Source organism: Burkholderia sp. Bmkn7, from assembly GCF_041103175.1.
GTDB classification, from domain to species: Bacteria; Pseudomonadota; Gammaproteobacteria; order Burkholderiales; family Burkholderiaceae; genus Burkholderia; species Burkholderia cepacia.
The window spans coordinates 2,861,620-2,878,721 of the sequence record NZ_JBGCUH010000002.1 but is presented as its reverse complement, the minus strand read 5'-3'; the positions used below and the strand labels follow the sequence as shown (position 1 = coordinate 2,878,721).

Annotated in this window: 13 protein-coding genes and 1 pseudogene; 7 read left to right on the top strand and 7 right to left on the bottom strand. The window is 67.5% G+C overall.

The window, feature by feature from the left end:
* Positions 1-291 precede the first annotated feature (291 nt).
* Positions 292-2,067 (top strand): alpha,alpha-trehalase TreA, encoded by a 1,776-nt coding sequence (gene treA, locus AB3K92_RS18860; RefSeq protein ID WP_369465614.1) that lies wholly within the window; start codon positions 292-294, stop codon positions 2,065-2,067.
* Between the two features lie 75 nt (positions 2,068-2,142).
* Here the strand turns inward: treA and AB3K92_RS18855 are convergent, their stop codons facing one another.
* Entirely contained in the window at positions 2,143-3,630 is a 1,488-nt protein-coding gene (locus AB3K92_RS18855; RefSeq protein ID WP_059710449.1) for a carbohydrate porin, read from the bottom strand.
* A gap of 108 nt (positions 3,631-3,738) precedes the next feature.
* Complete coding sequence (locus AB3K92_RS18850) at positions 3,739-4,008, bottom strand: hypothetical protein (RefSeq protein ID WP_059485448.1); 270 nt, start codon at positions 4,006-4,008, stop codon at positions 3,739-3,741.
* 1,069 nt (positions 4,009-5,077) lie between these two features.
* Between AB3K92_RS18850 and AB3K92_RS18845 the strand changes: the two genes are divergently transcribed.
* On the top strand, positions 5,078-5,215 hold the full coding sequence (locus tag AB3K92_RS18845) for a hypothetical protein (protein ID WP_165589126.1): 138 nt from the start codon (positions 5,078-5,080) through the stop codon (positions 5,213-5,215).
* 116 nt (positions 5,216-5,331) lie between these two features.
* The gene (locus AB3K92_RS18840; RefSeq protein ID WP_021162977.1) at positions 5,332-6,978 is read left to right on the top strand and encodes an Nramp family divalent metal transporter; all 1,647 of its coding nucleotides are present in this window, start codon (positions 5,332-5,334) and stop codon (positions 6,976-6,978) included.
* 127 nt (positions 6,979-7,105) lie between these two features.
* Here the strand turns inward: AB3K92_RS18840 and AB3K92_RS18835 are convergent, their stop codons facing one another.
* On the bottom strand, positions 7,106-8,011 hold the full coding sequence (locus AB3K92_RS18835) for a helix-turn-helix transcriptional regulator (RefSeq protein WP_369465613.1): 906 nt from the start codon (positions 8,009-8,011) through the stop codon (positions 7,106-7,108).
* 283 nt (positions 8,012-8,294) lie between these two features.
* Between AB3K92_RS18835 and AB3K92_RS18830 the strand changes: the two genes are divergently transcribed.
* Positions 8,295-9,128, top strand: a complete 834-nt coding sequence (locus tag AB3K92_RS18830; protein WP_042977513.1) for an autoinducer binding domain-containing protein — start codon at positions 8,295-8,297, stop codon at positions 9,126-9,128.
* 275 nt (positions 9,129-9,403) lie between these two features.
* Positions 9,404-11,371, top strand: a complete 1,968-nt coding sequence (asnB, locus tag AB3K92_RS18825) for an asparagine synthase (glutamine-hydrolyzing) (protein WP_042977509.1) — start codon at positions 9,404-9,406, stop codon at positions 11,369-11,371.
* A gap of 19 nt (positions 11,372-11,390) precedes the next feature.
* On the opposite strand, the pseudogene AB3K92_RS18820 reads toward asnB, so the two are convergent.
* Together AB3K92_RS18820 and AB3K92_RS18815 are read right to left on the bottom strand one after the other, a co-directional pair.
* A pseudogene (locus AB3K92_RS18820) lies at positions 11,391-11,585 on the bottom strand (lytic transglycosylase); the annotation flags it as partial.
* A gap of 513 nt (positions 11,586-12,098) precedes the next feature.
* Complete coding sequence (locus AB3K92_RS18815) at positions 12,099-12,497, bottom strand: winged helix-turn-helix domain-containing protein (protein WP_021162972.1); 399 nt, start codon at positions 12,495-12,497, stop codon at positions 12,099-12,101.
* Positions 12,498-12,912: 415 nt separating this feature from the next.
* On the opposite strand from AB3K92_RS18815, the gene AB3K92_RS18810 reads away from it, so the two are divergent.
* A complete protein-coding gene (locus AB3K92_RS18810; RefSeq protein ID WP_369465612.1) occupies positions 12,913-13,056 on the top strand; it encodes a hypothetical protein in 144 nt (47 codons plus the stop codon).
* Between the two features lie 222 nt (positions 13,057-13,278).
* On the opposite strand, the gene AB3K92_RS18805 is transcribed toward AB3K92_RS18810, so the two are convergent.
* Both AB3K92_RS18805 and AB3K92_RS18800 read right to left on the bottom strand, forming a co-directional pair.
* A complete protein-coding gene (locus AB3K92_RS18805) occupies positions 13,279-15,489 on the bottom strand; it encodes a molybdopterin cofactor-binding domain-containing protein (RefSeq protein ID WP_369465611.1) in 2,211 nt (736 codons plus the stop codon).
* Between the two features lie 2 nt (positions 15,490-15,491).
* Positions 15,492-15,953, bottom strand: a complete 462-nt coding sequence (locus AB3K92_RS18800) for a (2Fe-2S)-binding protein (RefSeq protein ID WP_021162969.1) — start codon at positions 15,951-15,953, stop codon at positions 15,492-15,494.
* A gap of 181 nt (positions 15,954-16,134) precedes the next feature.
* On the opposite strand from AB3K92_RS18800, the gene AB3K92_RS18795 reads away from it, so the two are divergent.
* Positions 16,135-17,058: an AraC family transcriptional regulator gene (locus AB3K92_RS18795; protein WP_027789521.1), complete on the top strand. Its 924-nt coding sequence runs from the start codon at positions 16,135-16,137 to the stop codon at positions 17,056-17,058.
* The last annotated feature ends 44 nt before the right edge of the window (positions 17,059-17,102 follow it).

Genomic DNA, 17,102 nt, shown 5'->3' with positions numbered 1-17,102 from the left:
CGCATAGTGCAACAGTCGTTCTTTTCGCGGGCGGCGCGGAAAGAACGACCGCGCAAACGCCGCGCATGCATCGCGTTTGTGCACCGCACGCGTCGGGATCGCGTCCATGCGACGCAGGTCGCCTGTGCGAGCCGCGCGAATCGAAACTTGCTTGATGTGCACGTTTCGTGCGACAGTCAGGCCCACTCGCAACACAAAACGACGCGCATCGATCGAGGGCCATCGAGACGAGCGCGCGCGCGAACGAGACCTCGTGCCGACCCACTCACCATCGAAAGGAGGGGACACGTCATGACGTCACGTCGTGCCGCATCGATTGCATCCCGCATCTCAACGCGCATCCCAACGCGCTTCTCAACCCGTTTCTCAACCCGCTTTCCGCTCCATCGCTCACCGCCGCTCGGGCGCGCCGCGCCGCGTCTTCGCTGGGCCGCCGCACTGGCCGTCGCGTATCTCGCCGTTGCCGGCTGCGCCGCGCAGGCCGACAACGCGAACCGGGCCGCCGCGCAGTCGGTCGATCAGTCGGCGGCGCCCGCGACGGCCGCGGTTGCCGGCCCCGCGTCGGGCACGCTGCTGCCGCCGCCGAGCCAGCTCTACGGCGACCTGTTCGTCGCCGTGCAGACCGCGCAGATCTATCCCGACCAGAAGACCTTCGTCGACGCGACGCCCGACAGCGATCCCGCGACGATCGTACAGTTGTATCAGCAACAGAAATCGCAGCCGGGCTTCTCGCTGAAGGCGTTCGTCGGCCAGCATTTCACGCCGCCCCCGGAAGGCGGCGTCACGCCGCCGCCGAACCAGACGCTGCGCCAGCACATCGACTGGCTGTGGCCGCAGCTCACGCGCACGAGCACGACGGTGCCGCCCTACAGTTCGCTGATTCCGCTGCCGAAGCCGTATGTCGTGCCGGGCGGCCGTTTCCGCGAAGGCTACTACTGGGATACCTATTTCACGATGCTCGGGCTGCAGGTGTCGGGCCGCGAGGATCTCGTCGACGACATGCTCGACAACTTCGCCCATCTGATCGACACGATCGGGCACATCCCGAACGGCAACCGTACGTACTATGCGAGCCGCTCGCAGCCGCCGTTCTTCGCCTATATGGTCACGCTTGCCGCACAGGCCGAAGGCGACAAGGTCTACCAGAAATATCTGCCGGAACTGCGCAAGGAGCACGCGTACTGGATGCAGGGCGAAACCACGACGCCACGCGGGCAGGCCACGCGCAATGTGGTCGCGATGCCCGACGGCGCGGTGCTGAACCGCTACTGGGATGCGAGCGATACGCCGCGCGACGAGTCGTATCTCGAGGACGTGACGACCGCGAAGTCGGTGCCGGGGCGCCCGGCGAATGAGGTGTACCGCGACCTGCGCGCGGGTGCCGAAAGCGGCTGGGACTACAGCTCGCGCTGGTTCGGCGACGGCAAGACGCTCGCGACGATCCGCACGACGTCGATCGTGCCGGTCGACCTGAACAGCCTGATGTTCCATCTCGAGACGACGATCGTGAAGGGCTGCGCGCTCACGCGCGACGTGGCCTGCGTGACCGATTTTTCCGGGCGCGCGGCGCGGCGTGCGGCCGCGATCAACCGCTATCTGTGGAACCGTCGCGGTTACTACGGCGACTACGACTGGCAGTTGCGCAAGCCGCGCGACGCCGTGACGGCCGCCGCGCTGTATCCGTTGTTCGCGGGCGTTGCGTGGCCCGAGCGCGCGAAGGCGACCGCGCGCGAGGTGCGCAAGACGCTGCTGCAGCCGGGCGGCCTCGCGACGACCACCGAGAACACGGGGCAGCAGTGGGACGCGCCGAACGGCTGGGCGCCGTTGCAGTGGATCGCGATCGACGGGCTGCGGCGCTATGGCGAACCGGCGCTCGCGAAAGACATCGGTACGCGTTTCCTGTCCGACGTGAAGCACGTGTATGCGACCGAAGGCAAGCTCGTCGAGAAGTACGTGGTCGAAGGCGCCGGCACGGGCGGTGGAGGCGGCGGCGAATATCCGCTGCAGGACGGCTTCGGCTGGACCAACGGCGTCACGCTGAAACTGCTCGGGCTGTACGGCGAGTGACGCGCGGCACGGGCCGCGCGCTTGCACCGCGAGAGCACGCACGGGCCGTCGGCCCGTGTCTGCATCCGGCGTGCGTCAGAACACGATCGTCGTGCGCACGCCGACCACCGTTTCGTCCCCGATGCGCGCACCGGCCGCGTTCGGGTTCGGGATGCCGCCGCCCGGACGGAAGAAGTGCTGCAGGTCGGCCTGCAACTGCCACCACGGCGTGACCTGGTACTGGTAGGTCGCCTCGACGACCGTTTCCGCGCGGCGTACCGGATAGCCGGGTGTCGTGTATGCGCCGGTGTCGCCGTCGAGGCCACGCGCATGCGAGCCGATCTTCGTGTAGCCGACCGCGAGACCCGCGACGTCGTTGTCGCGTCCCTTGAACGGCGCCTTCAGCGTCACGCCTGCATTGGCGGCGAAATCGACGGTATTGCGATCGCCCGGCGCGCCCATCACGCGCGCGAACACGCCCACCGAGCGCGGGCTGTCCGGCGACGGCCGCCACACCATCTGGTCCGCGACCGCATAGAAACTGTAGTTGCCGCGATGCGTGGCCGGCATGCCGTTGCTCGCCGGATTCGCGAGCGACAGGCCGTCGGTGCCGTAGCGCGGATCGTTCGAATGCTGCGACTGATACCAGAAGCCGAGCTTGTACGTGCCCGGCAGGCCGGCCGGCTGCGGCGCCTTCGGATCGGCAGGCGGCGCGTTCAGCGCGTATTGCACTTCGCCGATCACGAACGCGCCGCTGCGCAGGTTGAAGTTGGTGCCGTGCGCGTTCAGCACCTGCGCATCGCCGTCGGTGCGGCCGGCCGGATTGCCGTCGAACACGCCGACCATCGCGGTCCACGCATCGGCGGGCTTCACGCGCAGCCGCACGCCGAGCGACGACATCGGATACGCGGGGCCGCCGGCCGGCAGGTCGGTCGACGGCAGCACGGGCCAACCGAACGTGGCGTTCATGAAGGCCGACGCGTTCTGGCTCACCATGAATTCCTGGTCGACGCTCTGCTGGCCGACCTTCACGTCGACCTTGCCGTCGAGCAGCGACTGCTGGTACCAGAGCTCCCACAGGCGCGTGGTCGAATTCGCCTCGATACCGGTCGCGGTCTGCAGCGTCTGCAGATAGCGTTGCGTGAGGTTGGTGCCGTGAATCTGCAGCGCCGACACGTTGAACGTGCCGCCCGGCAGGCCGATCGCCTTGCCGGTGTCGACGTCGAAGCCGAATTGCGTGAGCCCCTGGTAGGCGCCGCCGCGACCCGTGCCGCCCGACGTGTTGTACAGGTACTCGCTGGTCTCCTGCAGGTTCAGCGTGATGCCGTGATCGCCGAGCACGTCGCGCAGGCCGCCCATGTTGCCGAGCAGGTTCGAGCGTTCCCAAAGGCCGACGGGAGCGGGCGCGGCAGCATCGGCGGCCTGTTGTGCGGGAGCGGCGGCGTCACTGGCGCCGGCCGCCGGTTCGGCCGCGGCCGGCGGCGACGATTGCGCGAACGCGGGCGCGGCGGCGAGCGACAGCAGCAGCGCGGCGAGCGCATTGAGGCGGAACGAGCGCGGGACGGGTTCGAGGTAGTTCTTCATGTGGGTTCCGTCGGTGGTTTGATTGGTTACGCTGAAGAAACGAAAACGTGGTGCGGCGAGCTTGACGCGGCGGTACATGGCACATGCCACCGCCGCGCGGGGCGGGGCTTACGGCAGCCAGCCGCCGATACGCCACACCTGCGCGAAGCCGAGGCGCGGCGCGGCCGAGCACAGCAGCGCGACGAGCGCGACCGCGGCCGCCATCACGGCGAACAGCAGGCAGTCGAGCGGGCGGGGCGCTGCCGGTACGTGGGCGAGCGCCGAGCTGCGCCAGTTGCCGAGTGCATGGGCGAGCGGCGAGAGGCCGGAAACGAACGAGCGGTCGCATGCGACATGCGCGATGCGCTTGAGCCTGACCGCGAGCGATTGAAGAAACATGACACTGCCTCCGTCCGGTCCGGCGGAGGCCGGACGACGTGATCGAGCGCGGGCGCGTGACGCGGCCTGCGATCGGAGGGTGGAACGTAACGGAGCGTGCAACGGACGAACCGGCGATGGCCGGCCCGGAAGGAAGCGCGCTAACCCGACGAATGCGAGCTAGCGGCGTAAGACATGCGTCTGGCTGCTATCTCGCGATGGCTTGGCCGGCCTGGACCGGCGTCGAACTGCAACTAGAGCATGTGTCCACGGAGGGACTCCTGTGATGAATTGCGGCGGATTGTATTCGCGTCGTTTGCTGCAGCGCAAGTAAAAAACGCATGAAACGCCCCGTGTGTGGCGGATGCGTCGCCGTGGAGCGCGAGGGTGCGAGGCCGGCACGACGAAGCGACGGCCGGGCGCCGCGCCGTTGTTCGCACACATCGGATCGTGACCGTGACATGACGCGCTGAAAGGTTTCGGCACGCCATTTCAAGGGCAATTCTTTCAGTGCCGCGAAGACGGAAATTTATTTCGGGAAATGGGGTTTGGCGGGGTTGACTTCACTTTCGGGCCGTCCATAGAATCCGGCATCTTCACTCTTGGGGCCGCCGCCTTGGACGCCTGCAGTAGTCGATCTTCGAACGAAATTTCCGCCTGAGCGACCGACGTCCGCGCCTCATCGAAGCCGCCGTTTGTCCCCCGGGCAAACGGTGCGCGCAGCAGTATTCCGCAGCAAATTCCTACGTGCACCCTGATTCGCGCCGGTTAGCGTGATGCGTTTTCGCATGCGCCGCCCGGTTTCACCGCCGCCTGGCAGGCGGCCGCGTTCGCGCACGCCTTTCCGTGGCGCGCGAATGCCGGCCCGCACGCCTGACGGCGGTCAACCGTGTTCTCCGGAACACCGCACAGGAGCCGCCATGAACGACAGTGACAGTTGTCCCTTATGCCCGTTGCACACACAGACCCTTTTGAACCCGGGTCGCAGGGACAATCCGGCCGACTAGCCTGACACGTCGTTCAGGCGCCGGACTGGCCCCGCGCCCACCACGCGGCCGGCACGCTCGCCGTCGCCGCACGGAGCCAGATCATGAACTTCGGCCTTCTGCTGTCGAATCTCCCGCACGTCACGGAATCGCGCAACGACTACGACGCGATGCTGATGCTCGACGCCCGTCCGCGGGTGTTCTCCCGCCTGTTGAACCGGCTGAAATCGCTGATTCGCTGAAAGACGCGCCGAGCGCGCCTCGGCATGCGCACGCGCGGCCGCCATCGGGCGGTCGCCCCGCGCGCATCCCAAGGTCGCACGCTCACCAGATAACCATTAGCCGTACGGAACACATCATGTCCACGCCATCCAACGTTTCTCCACCGATCGCCGTCGAACGCGCCGCCGTGCTCGACGAGGCCCACCTTGGCGACATCCGCGGTGCGCTCGGTACGATCGCGCATCACGACACCGGCACGCGCGGCTCGTGGTGGGCGCGCCTGCGCACGCTGCTCGCGATCATCGGCCCGGGCCTCATCGTGATGGTGGGCGACAACGACGCCGGCGCATTCGGCACCTACACGCAGGCCGGCCAGAACTACGGCACGACGCTGCTGTGGACGCTGCTGCTGCTCGTGCCCGTGCTGTACGTGAACCAGGAAATGGTGCTGCGCCTCGGCGCGGTGACGGGCGTCGGGCATGCACGGCTGATCTTCGAGCGCTTCGGCAAGTTCTGGGGCGCGTTCAGCGTGATCGACCTGTTCCTGCTCAATGCGCTCACCATCGTCACCGAGTTCATCGGCATCACGTTCGTGCTGGATTTCTTCGGGCTGCCGAAGGTCGCCGGCGTGTGCGTGGCCGCGGCGCTGACCATGGCCGCGGTGAGTACCGGGGATTTCAGGCGCTTCGAGCGGTTCGCGATCGGGCTGTGCGTGCTGAGCCTGCTGCTCGTGCCGGTGCTCGTGTCGATCCATCCGCCCGTCGCGCAGATGACGCGCGATTTCTTCGTGCCGAACTGGCCCGCGCACGCGAAGCTGTCGGACGTGATGCTGCTCGTGATCGGCATCGTCGGCACGACCGTCGCGCCATGGCAGCTGTTCTTCCAGCAGAGCTACGTGATCGACAAGCGCATCACGCCGCGCTTCATGAAGTATGAAAAGGCCGACCTGTGGATCGGCATCGTGTTCGTGCTGATCGGTGCGGTCGCCATGATCGGTTTCAGCGCCGCGCTGTTCAACGGGCATCCGGAAGCCGGCAACTTCACCGACGCGGGCGGCATCATCGCGGGCCTCGAGAAGTATGCCGGCCGCACGAGCGCAACGCTGTTCGCGGTGGCGCTGCTCGACGCGTGCATCATCGGCGCTGCGGCCGTGTCGCTGTCGACGGCCTATGCGATCGGCGACGTGTTCAAGATCCGCCACTCGCTGCACCGCGGCGTGTCCGACGCGAAGGGTTTCTATCTCGTGTATTTCGGCATCGTCGCGGCCGCGGCCACGCTCGTGCTGATTCCGGGCAGCCCGCTCGGACTGCTGACGGAAGCGGTGCAGACGCTCGCGGGCGTGCTGCTGCCGAGCGCGACGGTGTTCCTGCTGGTGCTGTGCAACGACCGCCAGGTGCTCGGCCCGTGGGTCAACTCGACGAAGCTCAACGTGTTCACCGGTGCGGTGATCTGGGTGCTCGTGCTGCTGTCGATCATCCTCACTGCGTCGGTGATGTATCCGGATATCAGCGGCGAAGCGATCATCGACGTGCTGGTCGGCGGCACCGTGCTCGCGATCACGGGTTATATCGCGACGGTATTGATCCGTCGCAACAAGCGCGTGATCGAACCGGCCATCGATCGCACGTTGCGCGACACGTGGCGCATGCCGCCGCTCGATACGCTCGAGCCGCAGAACATGACGCTGGCGACGCGAATCTGGATGGCCGTGCTGCGCGGCTATCTCGTGATCGCGGTCGGTCTCGTGATCGTCAAGGTGGTGCAGATGACGCTGCTGAAGTAACGCAGGCCGTCTGCCCGGAAGCGGCGCCGGGCCCGGCACCGCGCCGCAACCCGCACATGCCGGCCTCCGTGGCCGGCATGTGCGTTTACGCGCTTGCTTGCGGTACGTCGCACGCGCTGCGCGACGGTCAGATCAATTCGAGCTTCGACGTCAGGTACGTGAGCTGGATCCGGTTCGCGACGCCGAAGCGCTTGCGCAGCTTGCGCAGGTGATAGTCGACGTTGTGCGCGCTGGTGTCGAGGCGCCGGCCGATCTCCTTGTCGGATGCGCCTTCGGCAATGCCGAGCAGCAGTTCCTGCTCGAACGGCGTGAGCCCGTTCACCGCGCGCTCGCGCGAGGTCGAGATCAACTGCGGCGACGCGAACTTGTGTACCGACAGTCCGATCGACAGCGCCTGCTCGATCGTCGCCGGCGTGATCCATTCGCGCGTGCGGCGCGGCGCGGTGAAGCTCATGAACGCATGCAGCCGCGTGCCGGGCACGGCCATCGAATACATGATGCCGCTGCACATCCCGTCGTCCTGCATCGTCTGCAGGAAGCCTTCGAGCGCGGCCGGCGTCGCGCGCGGGCCGGCGTCGCGCTCGCGGTGTTCGCGGCGCAACTGCTGCAGGTCCCACACGATCGGCATGTTGCATACGCGTGCGCCGAGCGTGCGCGGATCGACGTCGTGATGGTGGTGGCGCACGTAGTCGCCGCGATAGGTGGACGGCGTGAATGCTTCGTGCAGGTAGAGACTTTCTACCCGCTCGTGCGCGAATTCGAGCGCGAAGTACGCGAACGTCGAGAAGCCCGTCAGGTGCAGCAGGCTTGCGACGATCCGGCTGCGCTCGGCCGTGCTCTGCGCGTGCGCGAGCGTATCGGCCACGCCGAGTTTCGGCGCGTGCGGCTGCGTGACGTCGCCGCGTTTCACGTCGTCGCACCAGACGACCTGCACGGGGCGCTCCCGCAGCACGTCGGGGCATGCGCCCGGCCCGTGCGACGGGTGGGGAAAGGTTGAGGCGACCGCTTCTTCATGCAATGCAATGTCGGACATGTGCCATCCCTCGGAATCGACGCATAACGCCTGGCGGCGGCCGTATCGTGTATGGCCGTCGCGGCGGTGCGATCGAGCATCGGTGTGATATGCGCGGATCGTCATCCATGACGCAGCGCGGGGCATTGTACAAAAACGCTTGTGTACGCGTAATATGCCGTAATACTAATGGCGGCGGAAGATTCCTATTCGCACGCAAATAACGAAGACCAGAAAATCCATCGAGACAAGACCAGATCGTGACGGGGCGCAGGTTCATATATTGGGAAAGGGCGGGCTCCTCATGACATACGCTGACGGCGCACCACGCGTCGAGTGGTTTTCGCAGGCCGATATCGCAACGGCCGCGGCTTATTCGAATGAATATCAGGCAATCGGGCACGACGTTTTTACCGGCGCGCAAATCGAATTCGGTAAAACCGACCCGGCTTTGGCCGATTTCGCGTTATGCCATGCGCGCTTGCGGCAAATCGGTTTCAGCACGCTCGGTTATGGCGCTTTCGAAATGATCGGGCGGCGCATCCTGTGCGCGCACCTGCTTCGCGACCTCGCTCCCGCGACGTTCATGCAGCCATTTTTCGAGGGCATGCTCTACGAGAGCGACCCGCGGTTCGCGCAGGTGCGGCAGAGCGGCTTTCCGGTTGCGTGGCAGCTCGACGAGATCGAGGCGGCCGCGCAGGGCAGCGGCGACCGCAAGATGCTGGCGCTCGCCGGCCATCTGCGTGCGCACGCGATGAACAGCGGCGTGCTGTTCGGCCTGTCGGCGCCGCGCCTCGACCTGCGTGTCGCGGTGAACGTGACGTCGGAGACCCACGGCACCGAATGGATCGACGATCGCGTGATCGGCGGCGCGCTGTCGGTCAGCCTCGCGGTGCATCGTGTCGCGCTGCCGTTCCTCGAGGCACGCATCGCGCGCATGCGCGGCTTCGCGCTCGGTGACGAGCAACTACAGGTGCTCGACCGTCTCGTGCATGGTCTGTCCGACCAGGAGATCGCGAGTGCGCTGCGCACGTCGCTGCACAAGGTCGGCCACCATATCCGCTCGCTCGAAAAACTCTTCAACGTGCAGAACCGCGCGCAGCTCGCATACCTGGCGGCCCGCCGGCTGCCGTCCTGACGCCGCGCGTCCGTCGCGTTCGTCCCCGTTTTTTCCGTGACCGATGACCGTCGGGCCGGCCCGCGCGTCGCCGGCCCGACGGGCCGCTGCGGCCGCGCGCGCCGACGCGCTCCGCACACGATGCTTGACAGCGTTTTTTTCGAGTGATTGGCGAGTTCACCTATGAATTATTGCTGATTTATTTCTTCGTAATATGGCCCGGTCGTCACGCCGGACGGCGGGCCGCGAGGTTGCGCCGTGCGTGACGGAACTGGTCAACAGGGGCGGACAAATCAATGTGCGGAATCGACGGCTTTTTGAATAGCGTCGCCTGCGATGAGGAGACAGCGCGCGGCACACTCGCGCGCATGACGGCGAGCCTTGCGCATCGCGGGCCGGACGGGCAGGGGATCTGGGTCGACCCGGAAGCCGGCATCGCGCTCGGCCACCGGCGGCTCGCGATCGTCGACCTGTCGGTACACGGCCGACAGCCGATGGCATCCGCGTGCGGTCGCTACGTCATGGTCTTCAACGGCGAAATCTACAACCATCGCGAACTGCGCGCGGAACTCGAGCGCGCGGGGCGCGCACCGGCGTGGCGCGGCCACTCCGACAGCGAGGTGCTGATCGCGGCGATCGTCGCGTGGGGTGTCGACGCGACGCTGCGGCGCGCGACCGGCATGTTCGCGTTCGCGCTGTGGAATCGTGCATCGCGGGTGCTGACGCTCGCGCGCGACCGGATCGGCGAAAAACCGCTCTACTACGGCCGGATCGGCGACGCGCTCGTGTTCGCGTCCGAACTGAAGGCGCTGCGCGGTTATCCGGGCTTCGACGGCGCGATCGATCGCGATGCGCTGTGCCTGTACCTGCGCCAGTCGAGCGTACCCGCGCCGCATACGATCTATCGCGGCATCCACAAGCTGCCGCCCGGCACGTATATCCAGTTCGAGCATGCGCGCGACACGCCGCGCCTGCGTGCGTACTGGACGCTCGAACAGGTGATCGAGGACGGTCGCGCGCAGCCGTTCGAGGGCAGTGCCGACGACGCGGTGGGCCAGCTCGACGCGGTCCTGCGCCAGGCCGTCGCGCGGCAGATGGAAGCCGACGTGCCGCTCGGCGCGTTCCTGTCCGGCGGCATCGATTCGTCGACGATCGTCGCGCTGATGCAGGCGCAATCGTCGACACCGGTCGATACGTTCACGATCGGCTTCCATGAGGCCGGCTACGACGAGGCCGGTTATGCAAAGGCCGTCGCGCGCCATCTCGGCACGCGCCATACCGAGCTCTACGTCACGGCCGACCACGCGCTCGGCGTCGTGCCGAAGCTGCCGTCGATCTACGACGAGCCGTTTTCCGATGCGTCGCAGATCCCGACCTTTCTCGTGTCGGAGCTGACGCGCCGGCACGTGAAGGTGAGCCTGTCCGGCGACGGCGGCGACGAGCTGTTCGGCGGCTATACGCGCTATTTCCTGACGCCGCGCCTGTGGCGCAAGCTGCATCGCGTGCCGGGCGCCGTGCGCGCGCGGATCGCCGCCGCGCTGCATGCGTTGCGGCCCGATCACGCGGATCAGCTTGCGGCCGTCGCGCAGGGGGCGTGGGGCGGCGTGGAGGCACGCGAATCGGCGGCGCGCATCGGCGATCGCCTGCACAAGCTCGGCCACGTGATGACCGCCGAGAGCCGCATCGGGCTGTACCGGCTGCTGATGTCGTCGGTGCATCATCCCGAGCGCCTCGCGCTGTCGGGGCAGGAGCCGGCGACGCCGCTCGACACCGTATCCGCGTGGCCCGCGCACCTGAGCTTCGCCGAGCAGGCGATGGCGATCGACACGCTCACGTACCTGCCGACCGACATCCTCGCGAAAGTCGATCGCGCGGCGATGGCGGTGAGCCTCGAAACGCGCATGCCGTTCCTCGATCATCACGTCGTCGAATTCGCGTGGCGCGTGCCGGCGCACGTGCGCTTGCCGGAAGGGCAATCGAAGGCGCTGCTGCGCCGGCTGCTCGACCGCTACGTGCCGTCCGCGCTGATCGACCGGCCGAAGCAGGGCTTCTGCGCGCCCGTCGATCACTGGCTGCGCGGCGCGCTGCGCGACTGGGCCGAGGCGCTGCTGCGGCCGTCGCGGTTGCGCGAGGAAGGCTATTTCGATGCGGACGCGGTCGAACGTCTGTGGCGGCAGCACGTGACCGGCCGGATGAACTGGCAGCACCAGCTGTGGACGGTGCTGATGTTCCAGGCGTGGCTGGAGGCGCAACGCGCCGCATGAGGCGGCGCGTTGCGCGTCGTTACTGATCGAGGCAGCGCATGCAGCGCCGCTTCGCGTCGTTCGAGTGGAGGCCGCGACACATCGTCATCACGGGCCGGGCATGGCACGAAGGCGGATCGGCGGAGGCCGCCGGCGAAGCTTGCCGGCGCACGCGATCGGGCGGCGTGGTTGCAGCGGCATCCATCCGGCGCCGGCGTGCGGGCGGCGTGTCGCGACCGGCGCTGCCGTCATCCGGATCGCCCGGCGTCATCGACGCGGCGTGAAGCGTGGTGTCGTTCGCCGCGTGCGCAACGGGCGGCGCGGTGCACACGAGTGCGACCAGCGCGGCCAACGCGCAAAGGCAGGCGACGGCGATTCGCGAATCGCGCATCTTCATGATCGTTCCGTTCGTTCCGTTCGTTCCGGGCCGGCGGCGCGGTGGGCGCGCGGCTACCGGGTCGATTGTAGGAACGGCGAGGGTCGTGTGTCACGCCGGATTCCGTAGTCGCGGGTATCGGCGGGGGCACGAGCGGACGCGACGACGCGTGACGAAGCGCGGTGTCGCGCGGCCGCCGGCGCCCAAAAGCGACCGCCGCCCGGAGGCGGCGGTCGGGTCGCGACTGGCTGGCGGGCCGGGCGGCGTGCGTGCCGCGCCCGACGGGCGTGCCGCGAAGCGCTGCGGATCGGCGCAGCGCGGTGGGGGGAGCTTGGCAGGCGAGCCGCACGCATGCGGCTCGCGGGTAAATCGTCAGGCGTAGTCGGCGGCCATCACGGCTTGCGGTGTCGCGCGCAGGATCGGCGCGGCTTCGTGGCGCTCGACGTGCGTCATCGCCGCACCGAACAGCACCAGGCGATAGCCGACCGCATAGATCGGAATGATCCGCAGGTTCTTGTCGTGATCGAGTTGCAGCTTCGAGCGGATACGCGAGATATGGGTGTCGAGCGTGCGCGACGACACGCCGAGTTCACGGCCCCACACGGCTTCCTGGATTGCCTGCCGCGGCACGATCTTGTTCATGTTGTCGAGCAGGAATTCGACGACGTCGAATTCACGCGGCGTGACGTCGACGATCTTGTTGTCGATTTCGATCGTGCGGCGCACGAAGTTGATTTTTATGTTGTCGATGTACAGGTATTTGCAATCCATGGTGGCCCTCGCATGTCCATAAAGGAGTGTTTGCGGGTCCTGTGCTGCAACTTCCGGGCCAGGGAAGGGATCGTCGTGTCACGACAGGGGGCGGCACCCGAGCGGACGGCACTGTGGCCTTGAATTTAAAAGAATTTTCAAGGAGCGGCGTGCCGCGGGTAGGGAAAGGGTCAGAGCAAAGGTGAAGGATTGTTACGTAGCATCGGCGGCCGACGTTACGGGCGTTACGTCTGACGTAACGCGGGGGGAGCCGGGGGCAACATGTGCGCGATCCGGATCGGCGGCAGGGGATGGGAACACGACATCGAACCCTACATCGAACCCTACACGGGTCGATGGAAAATCAATATGAATCAGTGACATAAGTGGCCAAAATTGCCGACATCGAACCCTACATGAAACCCTGCACGGAAGCATGACGACCGTCGCCACCTTCGAGCCGTTGTTTTCCGAAGATCGCGTACTCGATCCGCTGCTCGAGCAGGCCGCCGCACTCGTCGATTCGTCGCAGCGGTTGCTTGCCGTGCGCGATACCCCGGTGGCGACTGCGCTCTGCTGACTTCGCCTTCGCATCGAGGTGAACTTTCGTTCGGATTGCCGCTGAGCAGCCTCCGGTTTCTGTTTCCGAGGCTTTGGCCGGAAGTCGAGCAGGAGTAAGGGGGGCGGAAGGGCCGCGCGAGGTCGGGCGGCGTCGGCTCGAACAAGCACGACATTCCCGCGATGCATTGAAAACGCCGGCCGCAGGGCGTCTCCGCCCCGCGGCCGGCGTGTCGCCCCGCCGTCAAGCCTTCGCGCTATCCGCCGAATCGAACGGCAGCACGTAATGCCGCTTGCCCGTTGCCGCGAAGATCGCGTTCGCGACCGCAGGCCCGACCGGCGCGACGCCCGGCTCACCGACCCCGGTCGGCGCTTCGGCCGACGGCACGATATGCACCTCGACCTTCGGCATCTCCGCGATGCGCAGCACGTGGTAGCCGTCGAAGTTGCGCTGTTCGACCTGGCCGTCCTTCAGCGTGATCGCGCTGTGCATCACCGCGCCGAGCCCGAAGCCGATGCCGCCCTCCATCTGCGCGGCGACGATGTCGGGATTGATCGCGATCCCGCAATCGACCGCGCACACCACGCGCTCGACCTTCACCTTGCCGTCCGCATCGACCGACACCTCGGCCACCTGCGCGACATAGCTCTTGAACGCCTCGGCGACGGCGATCCCGCGCCCGCGGCCCTTCGGCAGCGGCTTGGCCGGATCCCAGCCGGCCTTCTGCGCGGCCAGGTCCAGCACCGCGCGCATGCGCGGCTCCTTCGCGAGCAGGTCGCGGCGGAATGCGTACGGATCCTTGCCCGCCGTGTGCGCGGCTTCGTCGATGAACGCCTCGACGGCATACGCGGTGTGCGAGCTGCCGACCACGCGCCACCACAGCACGGGCAGGCCCACCTTGGTGGTGGTGAGTTCGACCGACACGTTCGGCACAGCGTACGGCAGGTTTGCCGCGCCCTCGACCGAGGTGGCGTCGATGCCGTTCTTGACCATGAACGCTTCGAACGGCGTGCCGGCGAGAATCGACTGGCCGACGATCCGGTGGCGCCAGCCGACCAGCTTGCCGTCCTCAGTCAGCCCCGCGTCGAGCTTGTGGAAGTACATCGGCCGGTAGAAGCCGCCCTGGATGTCGTCCTCGCGCGTCCATTGCAGCTTGACGGGCTTGCCGTCAGCGCCGAGCGCCTTCGCGATCGACACGGCCTCGACCACGTAGTCGGACCACGCGTTCGCGCGCCGGCCGAAGCTGCCGCCCGCGTACAGCGTGTGGATCCGCACCTGTTCGGGCTTCAGGCCGGCCGTCCTGGCCGCGTTGGCCTGGTCGACCGTCTGGAACTGGTCGCCGGCCCAGATTTCGCAGCTGTCCGCCGTCAGCTTGACGACCGCGTCGAGCGGCTCCATCGGCGCGTGCGCGAGATACGGGAATTCGTACGTCGCGCCGACCTTGCGCGCGGCGCCCGCGATCGCCGCGTCGGCATCGCCGTCCTTGCGTGCCGACGTGCCCGGCTTGTCGGCGAGCTGCCGGTATTCGCGCATGATCTCGTCGGAGCCGCGCTTTTCGGCGTGCGCTTCGTCCCATTCGACCTTCAGCGCGTCGCGACCCTGTTTCGCGGCCCAGAAGCCGGTTCCGACGACCGCGATGCCGCCCGGCACCTGCACGACCGACACGACACCCGGCACGGCCTTGGCGGCTGTCGCGTCGAACGATTTCACCGTGGCGCCGAAGCGCGGCGGGCGCTGCAGCAGCGCGACCCGCATCCCGGGGAAGGTCGTGTCGAGCGTGAAATGCGCGGTGCCGTTCGATTTCGGCGACGCGTCGACGCGCGGAATCCGATGGCCGATCAGCTTGAAATCGGCCGGCTGCTTCAGCACGACATTGTCCGGCACCGGCAGCTTCGACGCGTCGGCGACGAGCGTGCCGTACGCGGCCTTCTTGCCGCTCTTCGCGTGCGTGACGACGCCGTTGGCGGTCGTCAGCTCGCCGGCCGGAACCTTCCAGCGGGCCGCCGCTGCCGACACCAGCATCGCGCGGGCCTTGCCGCCCGCTTCGCGCAGTTGCTGCCACGAGTTCGCCATCGCCGAGCTGCCGCCCGTGCCCTGCATCGTGCCGAACGCGAGGTTCGCGTAGCGTTTCGCATCGGCCGGCGCGCTTTCGACGCGCACGGTCGACCAGTCGGCATCGAGCTCCTCGGCGACGATCGTCGCGATGCCCGTATACGCACCCTGGCCCATTTCGACGTGCTTCGCGATGACCGTGACGGCGCCGTCGGGCGTGATGCGCAGGAACGCATTCGGCGCGAAGTCCGCGGCGGGCGCGGTCGCGGCCAGCGCGCGGCGGCCGAGGCCGGCCCATTCGAAGCCGATGGTCAGGCTGACGGCGGCCGCGGCACCCGCGGCCTTCAGGAACGTGCGGCGCGACGGACGCACCGACCCGGTGTTGTCGAGTTCGATCGTCATGGTCAGGCTCCCAGCGTCGCGGCCGCGTCGTGGATCGCCGCCCGGATGCGGGCGTAGGTCGCACAGCGGCACAGGTTGCCGTTCATCGCGGCGTCGATGTCCGCGTCGGTCGGCTTCGGGTTCTGTTCGAGCAGCGCGGTGGCCGACATGATCTGGCCGGACTGGCAGTAGCCGCACTGCGGCACCTGCAGCTTGACCCAGGCGGCCTGCACGGCCTGCGCGGGCTTGCTCTGCAGTCCTTCGATCGTGGTGATGTGCTTGCCCGCGATGCCGGCGAGCGGCAGCACGCACGAGCGGACGGCCTGGCCTTCGAGATGTACCGTGCACGCGCCGCACTGCGCCATGCCGCAGCCGAACTTCGTGCCGGTGAGTCCCGCGTGTTCGCGAATCGCCCAGAGGACGGGCATCGACGGATCGGCGTCGAGCGTGACGTTCTTGCCGTTCAGGACAAACGAGGTTGGCATTTTGATTGTCTCCGTGGGGAAAACCCGGCATGCGCCCGGTTAGCGGGCAGTGTGCGCGAGGCGCCGGTTTTTGCGTCTACCCAATCCTGCAAATTTATTGAACAATCCTGCAAATCCCCGGCAGGCTCCGGGCGGTTTCGCTATGCTCCCGCGACATGGGGAAATCTATCGAGGAAGTGTCATGGACATGACCGATATCGTGACGTCGCGCGAATCCGGGCGGCGCGAGCTGGCGACGCTGATCGGCCGTTTCGCGCCGGCGGACGGCTCGCATTCGACGGCCGTGCCGGGCCTGATGCTGCACCGGCATTCGCGGCCGGTCGATCTCGGCTGCGGCGTGTCGCGCGCCGCGCTCGTGATCGCCGCGCAGGGCGCGAAGCGCGTGATCGTCGCCGGCCAGGCTTACGAATACGACACGCAGAATTGCCTGATTACATCGATCGACTTGCCGATCCTGTCGCGCGTGACACACGCGTCGCCGGAAGCGCCTTACCTGTGCCTGTCGCTGACGCTCGATCCGCAGCGCATCGTCGAGCTCGCGGCCGAGATGCGGCTGCCCGAACCCGACGCCGGCCCCGAAGGCGAGGGGATCGCGCTCGCCGAGCTCACGCCGCCGCTGCTCGATGCCGCGCTGCGCCTGACGCGGCTGCTCGATACGCCGGCCGACATTCCGGTCGTCGCGCCGCTGATCGAAAAGGAACTGCTGTACCGGCTGATGACGAGCGGGCAGGGCACGCGGCTGCGGCACATGGCGATCGCGGGCAGCCAGACGCACCGGATCGCGCGCGCGATCGAATGGCTCCGCGATCACTTCGCGGAGCCGATGCGCGTCGAGTCGCTCGCGCAGGCAGTCAACATGAGCGTGTCGTCGCTGCACCACCATTTCAAGCACGTCACGACGCTGAGCCCGCTGCAGTACCAGAAGCAGCTGCGGCTGCACGAGGCGCGGCGGCTGTTGCTGCGGCAGGGCGGCGATGTCGGGTCGGTGGCGGCCGTCGTCGGCTACGAAAGCGCGTCGCAGTTCAGCCGCGAATACAGCCGGCTGTTCGGCGCGCCGCCGATGCGCGACGTCGTGCAGCTGCGGAAGAAGGAACTGCTCGGCTGACGGCCGGCAGCCGGCGCGCGGCCGGTCGCCGGTCACCGGTCATT